Annotated in this window: 4 protein-coding genes and 1 CRISPR repeat array; of the genes, 3 read left to right on the forward strand and 1 reads right to left on the reverse strand. The window is 66.7% G+C overall.

Features of this window, described 5'->3' with window-relative positions:
- Nucleotides 1–6: 6 nt before the first annotated feature.
- Nucleotides 7–6,025: direct repeats of the CRISPR family, unit length 37 nt; unit sequence GTCTTCCGGGGCATCATCGCCCCGGCCTCATTGAAGC.
- A 101-nt stretch (nucleotides 6,026–6,126) separates the two neighbouring features.
- Nucleotides 6,127–7,347 (reverse strand): trans-sulfuration enzyme family protein, encoded by a 1,221-nt coding sequence (locus G6O54_RS35325; RefSeq protein ID WP_205679147.1) that lies wholly within the window; start codon nucleotides 7,345–7,347, stop codon nucleotides 6,127–6,129.
- Nucleotides 7,348–8,151: 804 nt separating this feature from the next.
- Here G6O54_RS35325 and G6O54_RS35330 point away from each other — a divergent pair.
- The 3 genes from G6O54_RS35330 to G6O54_RS35340 form a co-directional block, all read left to right on the forward strand.
- Nucleotides 8,152–9,210 (forward strand): YcxB family protein, encoded by a 1,059-nt coding sequence (locus tag G6O54_RS35330; RefSeq protein WP_165235176.1) that lies wholly within the window; start codon nucleotides 8,152–8,154, stop codon nucleotides 9,208–9,210.
- Nucleotides 9,211–9,313: 103 nt separating this feature from the next.
- Complete coding sequence (locus G6O54_RS35335) at nucleotides 9,314–11,137, forward strand: glycoside hydrolase family 2 protein (protein WP_165235179.1); 1,824 nt, start codon at nucleotides 9,314–9,316, stop codon at nucleotides 11,135–11,137.
- 244 nt (nucleotides 11,138–11,381) lie between these two features.
- On the forward strand, nucleotides 11,382–12,482 hold a 1,101-nt coding region (locus tag G6O54_RS35340), incomplete at its 3' end, for a hypothetical protein (RefSeq protein ID WP_205679148.1).

A 12,482-nucleotide genomic window follows, 5' to 3' on the forward strand; every position in this document is an offset into this window, starting at 1 on the left:
CTGATAGTCTTCCGGGGCATCATCGCCCCGGCCTCATTGAAGCATGTCGACTCGAATCTCGGTTTCCTCCGGATCGACGCGTCTTCCGGGGCATCATCGCCCCGGCCTCATTGAAGCTCGACGCCCGCGATGGCCTCGATCTGTTCCGCCGTGTCTTCCGGGGCATCATCGCCCCGGCCTCATTGAAGCTGCCATCGCCCCTCGCCCTCCATCTCGCCGGCCGCGTGTCTTCCGGGGCATCATCGCCCCGGCCTCATTGAAGCTTAGCGAACCCACCGCCGGTCCGCTCGAGGTCGCGTCTTCCGGGGCATCATCGCCCCGGCCTCATTGAAGCTGCATCGACTGAGCGGCGAGACGGTTGGCAAAGGCGAGGTCTTCCGGGGCATCATCGCCCCGGCCTCATTGAAGCGGGCTGCGGTCGATGCCAATCGAGGCCGGTTTGGTGTCTTCCGGGGCATCATCGCCCCGGCCTCATTGAAGCGTCTTCATCAGGTCGCCGAACCAGATGCGGTCGCAGTCTTCCGGGGCATCATCGCCCCGGCCTCATTGAAGCGTTCCCCATTCCCATCAACGGAGAAATTGATGAGAGTCTTCCGGGGCATCATCGCCCCGGCCTCATTGAAGCCTCGATCCGACCGACGAAGAGGCCGTTGCCCGCGTGGTCTTCCGGGGCATCATCGCCCCGGCCTCATTGAAGCCGGTGGAACGGGATCGGCCAGCTCGGGCCGACCGACGTCTTCCGGGGCATCATCGCCCCGGCCTCATTGAAGCTCCTGGGGCTCGTTCGGCTTCTTCGACGAGGCGACCGTCTTCCGGGGCATCATCGCCCCGGCCTCATTGAAGCCGGATCGTGGCCACGCATCCCGCGAGGCCATCCCCGTCTTCCGGGGCATCATCGCCCCGGCCTCATTGAAGCCCCATGCTGGTCTCCTTTGCGAGCTGGCCGAGGTAGTCTTCCGGGGCATCATCGCCCCGGCCTCATTGAAGCGAGGATGGATCCGCGGCACCCACGCCCGAGCAATTCGGTCTTCCGGGGCATCATCGCCCCGGCCTCATTGAAGCTCGGCCGCGAGCCGCTTCTCGTTCAGTCGTTCCCCGGGTCTTCCGGGGCATCATCGCCCCGGCCTCATTGAAGCCGGCGGCTGTGGTCGCCCGACATCACCCGGGCCGCCGTCTTCCGGGGCATCATCGCCCCGGCCTCATTGAAGCCGGCGAGCCTGCCCAGGTCTGCACAAACCCGGGCTTGTCTTCCGGGGCATCATCGCCCCGGCCTCATTGAAGCCAGAGCTACGGCGGGGCCTACCTGGAAGGCGATCAGGTCTTCCGGGGCATCATCGCCCCGGCCTCATTGAAGCGTCCCCCATCAGCGAGCGGTCAGGACAGGAGAGGCGTCTTCCGGGGCATCATCGCCCCGGCCTCATTGAAGCAGGATTTTGCCGATGCGAGTCTCGGCGTAAATCTGGCGTCTTCCGGGGCATCATCGCCCCGGCCTCATTGAAGCTATGTAGACGCGGCGAGTGAGACCGCGGGGAATCGGTCTTCCGGGGCATCATCGCCCCGGCCTCATTGAAGCCGTGCCTGGAAGCCGTTCTGAAGGCTGGCGCTCTCCGAGTCTTCCGGGGCATCATCGCCCCGGCCTCATTGAAGCTTCACTGATCCGACGAGCTTCGACGCGAACTCCACCGTCTTCCGGGGCATCATCGCCCCGGCCTCATTGAAGCCATGCCGGAGAGACCCCGATGCAGCCGCTCCAGCCGGTCTTCCGGGGCATCATCGCCCCGGCCTCATTGAAGCTCGACGATCGCCGAGGGCACGCCCGCGGTCTTCGCGGTCTTCCGGGGCATCATCGCCCCGGCCTCATTGAAGCACGTCCTCGGTGCCGAGGAGCTCGAGGGCGAGCCGGTCTTCCGGGGCATCATCGCCCCGGCCTCATTGAAGCAACTCGGACCCCACGACGTCCGTGTAGTGCTTGGCCGTCTTCCGGGGCATCATCGCCCCGGCCTCATTGAAGCACGGCGGGGTTCGAGTCCCTGCGGTTCTTGGCGGCCGTCTTCCGGGGCATCATCGCCCCGGCCTCATTGAAGCTTGAGCGTGGGACGCTTCTCGTTCCCCATCGACGGGGTCTTCCGGGGCATCATCGCCCCGGCCTCATTGAAGCAACGCATCGGTCGGGTCCGTGGTCAGGACGTAGGTGTGTCTTCCGGGGCATCATCGCCCCGGCCTCATTGAAGCGTCTTGTGATCATCCCTCGCCGCTCGGACCCGATCGTCTTCCGGGGCATCATCGCCCCGGCCTCATTGAAGCATCGTCCACTGAGTAGTGTCCACTCACAACTAGTACGTCTTCCGGGGCATCATCGCCCCGGCCTCATTGAAGCGCCTACCGGGCGAGCGCCGCGACCCTCGACAACAGCACGTCTTCCGGGGCATCATCGCCCCGGCCTCATTGAAGCTCCTCCTCGATGATCCTCATGAACGTGATCATGAGGTCTTCCGGGGCATCATCGCCCCGGCCTCATTGAAGCACCTTGGGCGATGGCGGCAACCACGCCCCGTTGACCCGTCTTCCGGGGCATCATCGCCCCGGCCTCATTGAAGCTCCTCATGAAAGTGCCGTCATCTCGCCCTGCGTTGCGTCTTCCGGGGCATCATCGCCCCGGCCTCATTGAAGCATCGATCCCGCGGCGAACGCCTCCAGGACCTCCTCCGTCTTCCGGGGCATCATCGCCCCGGCCTCATTGAAGCGGGGGCGAGACCGAGACGATGGAGCTCTGGTCGAACGTCTTCCGGGGCATCATCGCCCCGGCCTCATTGAAGCTGGCCGTCGCTCGCTGCCGTTTCGCCGCCGCCTTGAGTCTTCCGGGGCATCATCGCCCCGGCCTCATTGAAGCAGGATGGCGCCTACCGAGAGCCCGCTCAGCGACGGGTCTTCCGGGGCATCATCGCCCCGGCCTCATTGAAGCCTCGCGTCGGCCCGCCAGCAGGGCGGCTCCGGTGCCGTCTTCCGGGGCATCATCGCCCCGGCCTCATTGAAGCCGATGGGAGACCGACGAGCCCCCGGGCGACGACGCCGTCTTCCGGGGCATCATCGCCCCGGCCTCATTGAAGCCGCTTGCGCGGATCACGTCCTGAACTCGTCGCGGTAGGTCTTCCGGGGCATCATCGCCCCGGCCTCATTGAAGCCTTGGGCGACATGCCCAGCCTGGCAACCGTCATCTTGTCTTCCGGGGCATCATCGCCCCGGCCTCATTGAAGCCGATCCCGAGGCATCCTCACAGCCTACGTTGTCGCGTCTTCCGGGGCATCATCGCCCCGGCCTCATTGAAGCATCACGGTCCTCTCGTCGGCGCCCCCGATCCGCGGGTCTTCCGGGGCATCATCGCCCCGGCCTCATTGAAGCCGCCGATCGCCTCTACCAGACGACCCCGGAAGCGAGGGTCTTCCGGGGCATCATCGCCCCGGCCTCATTGAAGCCCGATCCGCTACCAGATCATCCACCGGCTCGCGACGGGTCTTCCGGGGCATCATCGCCCCGGCCTCATTGAAGCGTGATGACGCGGCTGAACTGGCGACGGGGTGCGAGCGTCTTCCGGGGCATCATCGCCCCGGCCTCATTGAAGCCAACCTCCAGGGCGCGGGGCTGACGACCGGGCAGATCGTCTTCCGGGGCATCATCGCCCCGGCCTCATTGAAGCGTCCAGTTCGGCCGCAGGACGACCGCCACGCCGACGTCTTCCGGGGCATCATCGCCCCGGCCTCATTGAAGCAAGACGCCACCGCCTTCCCCGCGGCCGTGTCGATATCGTCTTCCGGGGCATCATCGCCCCGGCCTCATTGAAGCTTGCCTGCGGTGAGGACATAGTCGCCGACGGCGAAGGTCTTCCGGGGCATCATCGCCCCGGCCTCATTGAAGCGTCGCGAACTCACGTTGCTTCGGTTGGAGGCGGAATCGTCTTCCGGGGCATCATCGCCCCGGCCTCATTGAAGCATATCTTGATGCGAGCGTTAAGGCGGGAAAGCGGCCGTCTTCCGGGGCATCATCGCCCCGGCCTCATTGAAGCCTGGATCACGGCGGTACCGGCGAGGGTCGCCCGCCGTCTTCCGGGGCATCATCGCCCCGGCCTCATTGAAGCCTTGGCGTGGTTCTGAACCGCGATGGCTGACGCGTCGTCTTCCGGGGCATCATCGCCCCGGCCTCATTGAAGCCCCGTGCCTGGCCTCGGCCTCGGCTCGTGCGGCCGGTCTTCCGGGGCATCATCGCCCCGGCCTCATTGAAGCTGCACCGCGATCGCCGAGGCGTCGAGCCGCCGCTGCGTCTTCCGGGGCATCATCGCCCCGGCCTCATTGAAGCAAGATCTTCGGCCAGGTCAGCGGCAACTCGCACCAGGTCTTCCGGGGCATCATCGCCCCGGCCTCATTGAAGCTCCGTCCGCGTCTCGGCCTGATAGCGGGCCTTGAGGTCTTCCGGGGCATCATCGCCCCGGCCTCATTGAAGCGAGTGCTGCCGTGGCCACGGCAAGATATGGGACGCGTCTTCCGGGGCATCATCGCCCCGGCCTCATTGAAGCTGGGCTGGCGTCAGGAAAAATCCACCGCCTCCATCGGTCTTCCGGGGCATCATCGCCCCGGCCTCATTGAAGCATGACGGACGAGAGCGGCCCGTGGCTCTGCCGGCTGTCTTCCGGGGCATCATCGCCCCGGCCTCATTGAAGCCTTCTTGATCCGCGTCAGCTCCTCGATGACGAACTTGGTCTTCCGGGGCATCATCGCCCCGGCCTCATTGAAGCTGTTCTGTACCCTCTCTGAGGTAACCTGGGCAGGCAAGTCTTCCGGGGCATCATCGCCCCGGCCTCATTGAAGCCTCGCCGACTTCATCGACGACGCCGGCGCGATCTTCGTCTTCCGGGGCATCATCGCCCCGGCCTCATTGAAGCTGCTGGGCCCGGAGCTGGTTCGACGGGTCATTGTCGTCTTCCGGGGCATCATCGCCCCGGCCTCATTGAAGCCGATTCTCCTCATCGTCCCGGTCTTCTTGATCTCCTGGTCTTCCGGGGCATCATCGCCCCGGCCTCATTGAAGCAACCGGCTGGCCTCACGGATCACCTGCCTCTGGCCCGTCTTCCGGGGCATCATCGCCCCGGCCTCATTGAAGCTGATGGGCATCGTGAAGCCGATCCCGTGCCCTGAGGTCTTCCGGGGCATCATCGCCCCGGCCTCATTGAAGCAACTCCCAGGGCGGGATCTTCTCGGGGCTGAACCAGGTCTTCCGGGGCATCATCGCCCCGGCCTCATTGAAGCCCGCACATGCGGACCTGGGCGGACTTCGACAGCGGCGTCTTCCGGGGCATCATCGCCCCGGCCTCATTGAAGCGGCTTCGGCATCCTTGCCGCTCCCCTCGGGGGCCCATGTCTTCCGGGGCATCATCGCCCCGGCCTCATTGAAGCTCGAGGGCGGAGCCCGTCTTCGTCAGAGCATTCTTGTCTTCCGGGGCATCATCGCCCCGGCCTCATTGAAGCGAACTCCGCAATGACGCCAAGTTCATCGGCCTAGCCTGTCTTCCGGGGCATCATCGCCCCGGCCTCATTGAAGCCCCGCAGGCCGCCCCTCCTTTTGCTGCGATTATCGTCTTCCGGGGCATCATCGCCCCGGCCTCATTGAAGCCAGGCGTAGATCGTGGACGAGTCGGCCGTCATCGTGTCTTCCGGGGCATCATCGCCCCGGCCTCATTGAAGCCCGGGAAGGGGAAGGGTCAGTAGTCCTGGTAGAACGTCTTCCGGGGCATCATCGCCCCGGCCTCATTGAAGCGTAGGAGCGGTAGAGCCTCACGGCGCGGCCTCCTCTGTCTTCCGGGGCATCATCGCCCCGGCCTCATTGAAGCGCCCGCGAGTCGCGGCGGAGCATCGCCCCCGAGCAGCGTCTTCCGGGGCATCATCGCCCCGGCCTCATTGAAGCGCGTTGTTGACGTTCGCCTGGGTGTCCGACGTCGGAGTCTTCCGGGGCGTGATCGCCCCGGCCTCATTCAAGTGTGGAGGGGGCAAAGGTCGTCCTGTGGATCGCCTTCCCGGCCTCAGGGGAGCCGGGGGGCGAATGAGGTTGACGGTCGGGTGCAGCGGGCGAGGAGCGCGATCACCCGAGGGCGGCGTCGAGGTCGGCGATCAGGTCGTCGGCGTCTTCCAGGCCCACGGAGACGCGGAAGATGCCCTCGGCGGACCAGTCGCGGTAGGCGCGGGCGGCGGCACCTTCGAGGCGGAAGGACGAGCGGAGGAGGTCGTCGGTCGGGATGTAGAAGATCAGGCTCTTCGCCTTGCCGAGGGAGACGGCATAGGCAAAGACCCGCAGTCGGTCGGCCAGTCGGCGAGCGGTCGAGGGGCCCTGGCCGTCCTTCACGTTGAAGGAGAGCAGGCCGGAGAAGTTCCGCATCTGTCGGACGGCGAGGTCGTGCTGAGGATGGCGCGGCGAGCCGGGCCAGTAGACGGACCGGACGCGGGGATGCTCGGCCAGGTAGGCTTCGACCCGGCGGGCGTTCGCCTCGTGCAGGGCCATCCGCGGCGCGAGCGTCTCCATGCCCCGCAGGATCAGCCAGGCGGAGAAAGGAGCCAGGCAGCCGCCCAGGTGGATCAGGTTCTGCTTCCGGAGCCGGCTCAAGCTCTCCGCCCGGCCGATCACCGCGCCACCCAGGGCGTCGCCATGGCCGCAAAGGTACTTGGAGAGCGAATGGACGACGTAATCCGCCCCGAGCAGGATCGGCTTGGTCGCCACCGGCGTCCCGATGGTCGAGTCGACGGAGAGCTCCGCGCCGCCGTCGTGTGCGATCCGGGCGACCGCCGGAATGTCCACCAGCGTCAGGATCGGATTGGCCGGCGTCTCGACGTGGACGAGGCGGGTCGTCGGCCGCATCGCCGCCGCGATCGCCTCCGGCCTCGTCGCATCGACGCGGGTCACCTCGATCCCGTACCCCGGCAGGATGTCGTTGGCCAGCTCGGCCACGCCGGCATAGCAGATGTTGGCGAGGACGAGATGATCCCCGGCCCTCAGCGTCTGGAGGAAGAGGGAGGAGACGGCCGCCATGCCGCTCGCGAACGAGATCGCCGCCTCGCCCCGCTCGAGCGCCGCCAGCCGGCTCTCCAGGAGGTCGAGCGTGGGGTTCCCCCATCGCGTGTAGAAGTGAGGTGCGTCCGCCGTGAGGTCATTCGCCGAGAAGCCGACGGCGTCCGGATCGGTGTAGTAGTTGGTCGAGAACGCGGGCGATGCATTGACCGGCGCCCCGGATTGCCGCGAACCGGCTCCCGCGTGGAGCGACAGGGTTGCATCGGCGAGCGCGGATCGGTCTGCCTCTGGGGTCTTCACGAGCGTCTCCTCCTGGGTTCCCGCCATTTTACCGGCAGGCTCGGGCCGCGGCCAGGAATCGAGGGTGTGGCCTTCGACTGGTGCTTTGTCACAGCTCAAAGTTCGGGTCTTTCCGAGCCGGAAGCGTCAGCGACGGAAAATCATAAATCGTGAATCGACCGTCGCTTACGCTTCCGGCTCGGACATGGGGCTCGCCTCCGTCAACACGTCTTCTTAGCTGTGACAGAGCACCAGGGGCAATACCGTTCAACGAAGGCTCGTCTCGTCTCGCATCGCGATGGCGGAACGTGAACATCCTGGCAGGCAAGGAGTGTCTCCGGGTGGCCGTGGTGGAACACCACGGGACCGCCGTCGCCTCCAGGCGAAGCCCGTTGGGCGTGACAGCTTGCCGCACCGTGGTGTTCCACCACGGCCACCCAGGCTCAGCTCGGAGCCGACGTGACGTTGACCTCGGTCTCGTACCATCGCGGTTTGAGACCCTGCCGAAGCCCGTGTGCCCCTACCCTTCGTTGAACGGTATTGGCACTAGGGGCAGCGGCCGGGCCGGGCCCGCCCATGGACGATCGATCGAAGCAGGGGATCGCCCTGCCCGAGAGTGACACGCCATCGCGGATGGGGTGTCGCCGCCGATTCCTCGGGGCCGTCGGCTAACCGATTGAGGTTCGCGCGCCCGTTCGAAGGATGCAAGGAATGGGAGGCCGGGCGCCCGACGGGGCGTTGCGGGGAGCCGGGAGGTCGGCGAGGATGAAGCCCGTTGGCATGGCCGGCGGGCTCCCGCGGCGTTCGGGGCAAGGAGAGGCGGTCGTGAGTCGGAAGATCCGTCTGAGTTTCGTCTACACGGACGAGGACCGCAGGGCGGCAAGCTCGCTGGTGCTTCGGCACCAGGTCGGTGGCGGGTCGAAGGTCGCGACGACGGTCATCCTCCTGCTCACCCTGGTTGGGATCCTGGTCGTGCTCTACCTGCGGATCCGTCGCGAGGTCTCGGCCGCCTATCGACCGCTCGTCTTCCTGGCGGCATTCGGGCTGGGGGGCCTGGCCTGGATGCTCGGGCGGCGGGCGCGGCGATTGCCGCCGAAGGAGATGAATCTGGAGGTCTCGGAGGACGGGCTCACGGTCGGCGGCGAGACCGGAGAGGGAACGGCGTCCTGGGGGGTCTTCGGCAAGCTGATGGAGTCTGATGACCTGTTCGTGCTCGCGAATCGCGCGGGGACCTCGCTGCTGGCGATCCCGAAACGGGCGTTCCCGGATGACGAGTCTCAGCAGTGGTTCCGTTCGCTCGCCATGGACCGGCTGGACCTGGCCGAGCCGCCGATGACCGAGGTGTCGACGTGGGGAATGTCGACGGAAGCCGGGCGGGTGAACCTGCGGATCGACCTGGCGTTCCGCGACTACCTGGACCTAACGATCGCTTCGTGGTCGACGCGGATCATCGTGGGGGGACTCACGGGGCTGATGGCCGGGACCCTGCTCCACGCGGCGTCGCGACCGGCCCCGAATGCGGTCCATTCCGGGGCGACGATCCTGCTCGTGTTCGGGCTGCCTTTCCTGCTCTTCCTGGCCGTCTTCGGGGTCATGCTCGCGGCCGTCCACAACTGGCTGACCCGCTCGCGGGGGGTTGAGCCGCAGGAGCTGTCTCTCTCGGCCGAGTCGATCGACGTCCGCGGCGCGGGGGGAGGCGGGCAATTCTCATGGTCGGTCTTCGACCGGTTCAAGGAGACTCCGCGGTCCTTCATCCTCTGGAAGCGCGGGGCTTCCGACTGGATGATCCTCCCCAAGCGGGCGTTCGCCACGGAAGCCGACAAGAGCACGTGCCGCGAGATTCTGGCCGGAAACCTCCAGGAATCGCCCTGGTACTTCGGCTGACCCGGGCGAGCGGCCGCCTGCTACCGAGGGCACCTCCGAGCGGATATCCTGGGCGATGCGCCGGAGCACCGGCCCGATCAACTCGCCAGGAGAACGACGCAACATGAGACGCAGCATCGTGAGACTCGCCCTCTGCCTGATCGCCGCGACGCCGGCCGTGCCGGCATGGGCCCAATGGGCGCCCGCGAAGGGACGACTCGAGACGAAGTGGACGTCCGAGGTCCGGCCGGAGAACGCGTGGAAGGAGTATCCCCGGCCCCAGCTCGTCCGCGACGAGTGGACGAATCTCAACGGGCTCTGGGATTTCTCGATCCGTCCTCGCGACGAGGGGGTTCCGTCGAGCTGGGACGGCAAGATCCTGGTCCCCTTCTGCGTGGAGTCCGCGCTCTCGGGCGTGATGAAGCCGGTGGGCCCGGACAAGGTGCTCTGGTACAGCCGCAGCTTCACCATCCCGGATTCCTGGAAGGGGCGGCACGTCCTGCTCAACTTCGGTGCGGTGGACTGGGAAACGGCCGTGACGATCAACGGCAAGCCGGCGGGATCCCACCGGGGCGGCTACGACCCGTTCTCGATCGACATCACCCCTTTCCTCAAGCCCGGCGAGAACGCGCTGGTGGTCCGGGTCTGGGATCCGACCGACAAGGGGTTCCAGCCCCGCGGCAAGCAGGTGCTGAAGCCGGAAGGGATCTGGTATACGGCCGTCACGGGCATCTGGCAGACCGTCTGGCTCGAGCCCGTGGCCGAGGACCACATCCGGGCGCTCCGGATCGTCCCCCACCTCGACCGGTCCAACTTCAGCGTCACGGTCCAGGGGGAGGGCGAAGGCTCCGTGAAGGTCGAGGTCCGCGACGGCGACCGCGTCGTCGGCCGGGCGGTGGGGCGGACCGGGCGATCGATCAACGTCCCGATCGTCGAGCCGAAGCCGTGGTCGCCGAGCTCGCCCCACCTGTACGACCTGAGCGTGACCCTGCTCCACGAAGGCAAGGCGTTGGACAAGGTGTCGTCCTATGCGGGTCTGCGCAAGGTGGAGATCAAGCACGACGCCAAGGGGATCCTCCGCCTCTTCCTCAACAATGAACCCCTCTTCCAGTACGGCCCGCTCGACCAGGGATGGTGGCCGGACGGCCTGTACACGGCGCCCACCGACGAGGCCCTGAAATACGATATCGAGGTCACGAAGCAGCTCGGCTTCAACATGGCGCGGAAGCACGTGAAGCTGGAGCCCGATCGGTGGTATTACTGGTGCGACAAGCTCGGGCTGCTCGTCTGGCAGGACATGCCCAGCGGGGATTCGGGGCCCGAGTGGATCCGCGACGTCGACAAGCGGAGTCCGGAGCTGCGGCGGTCGGCCGAATCGGCGCTCAACTACGACGCGGAGCTGTCGGAAGTGATCGTGGACTTCGGCAACCATCCGTCGATCGTGGCGTGGGTGCCGTTCAACGAGGCCTGGGGCCAGTTCGACACGCCGGGAGCCGTCGCGCGGATCCGGAGGCTCGACCCGAGCCGGCCGGTGAACGCGGCCAGCGGCGGGAACTTCCAGGGCGTGGGGGACATCCTCGACGTCCACTCCTATCCCGACCCCGCCATGTCCCGGCTCGACCGTTACATGGCCGTCGTCTGCGGCGAGTTTGGCGGGCTGGGCCTGCCCGTGGAGGGCCATACCTGGCTCGACAAGGGCAACTGGGGCTACCGGAGCTTCAAGACGCCGGAGGACCTGACCGCGGCCTACACCCAGAAGGTGGGGCTCCTCCATCCGCTGATCCGGAAGGGCCTTGCCGCCGCGGTCTACACCCAGACCACCGACGTCGAGGTCGAGGTCAACGGCCTGATGACCTACGACCGGAAGGTCATCAAGATGGACAAGTCCGCCGTTTCCGAGGCCAATCGGGCGCTCTACCCGCTGGCCGCGGAATCCGCCGAGAAGTGACACCGAGGTGATCCCGAAGACCCACCCCAGCCCCCTCGTCGGCCGAGGACCTCGGAGGAGAGGAGGGGGCGCGGTCCTTCGGTCAAAGGCCGTCCGCCCCGCGTAATCGGAATCCTCGAAGCGGATGGAGGGTGACTGACTGATTGCGGACCGTAGTGTCCGACAGGATAATCCTTGGTGAGTCTTAACCCTGCGACGGGGCTGGCCGCGAGCGATCACACGACACTTCCAGGTGGAGAACAAAATGTCACGACGTTTCCTGTCGGTCGGGGCGATGGCGATCGCCCTGCTCGCGATCGAGCGACCCGCGAACGCCCAGTGGGGTTATCCGGGCGGATATGGGGGCTGGGGCTGGGGCGGCTGGGGCGCCACCACCGCGCAGGGGGATTACGCCCGCGGACTCGGCCAGCTCGCCATGGGTGCGGGCGTCTACAACCAGCAGACGGCGGTCGCCAACTCGATCAACGCCGATACCCTGATGCGCTGGAACCAGTACGTCTACGAGTCGCAGAAAGAGGCCAATCGCCTTCATCAAGCGAAGCTGGCCGGCGATCGCGAGCGTAATATTCAGGGGACCACGGCGATCCGGGACCGCCTCCGGAACAAGCCGGATCAGGCCGACGTCTATCGCGGCGACGCCCTGAACGTCGCCGTGGAAGAGATCAACGACCCTCGGGTCTACGCCAAGGCCCTCCAGGGTGCCAACGAGAAGCTCGGCGGGGCCTCGATCCGCCAGATCCCCTTCCAGCACGCCGCCAGTGCCGTCTGCGTGAGCATCCACCAGCTCACCAACGGCGGCCCGCCGGCCCCCCTGCTCCGCCCCGAGTTCGCCACCGACCGCGCCACGATCAAGGAGCTCGGCCAGAAGGTCAGGGCCCAGATCGAGGAAGACAAGACGCCCGACCCGGCCGTCATCGACCAGCTTCTGGCGGCGATCACCTCGGCCGAGGCAAAGGCCGACAAGCTCTTCGCCAAGAATACCCCCGAACGGACCCAGTCCGACCGTTTCCTGAAGGCGCTCCACGGGCTGATCGGCATGCTGAAGACGCCGGCGATCGACGTGATCCTCGCGGACGTCTCCGACCGGCCGGACGCCACCCTGGGGCAGCTCCTGACGTTCATGAACGCCTTCAACCTCCGCTTCGGCCCCGCCGGCACCCCCGAGCAGAGGATGATCTACGATTCGCTCTATCCGAAGCTCGTGGCGCTCCGAGACCAGGTTGCCCCTGCGCTCGCGAGCAGCTCGGCCCCGCGGACGACCGGGACCGAGCCTCATGAGTTCTTCAACGATATGAGCTACGAGGATCTCAACAAGAAGGCCCCCGCCCCGCCCGCCCCGGCCCAG

This window comes from Aquisphaera insulae, assembly GCF_011064615.1.
In the GTDB taxonomy this organism is placed as follows: domain Bacteria; phylum Planctomycetota; class Planctomycetia; order Isosphaerales; family Isosphaeraceae; genus Aquisphaera; species Aquisphaera insulae.

What these genes read in the sequence shown, in the direction of transcription:
- G6O54_RS35335 (WP_165235179.1), top strand. Translation starts at nt 9,314, where the DNA reads ATGAGACGCAGCATCGTGAGACTCGCCCTCTGCCTGATCGCCGCGACG.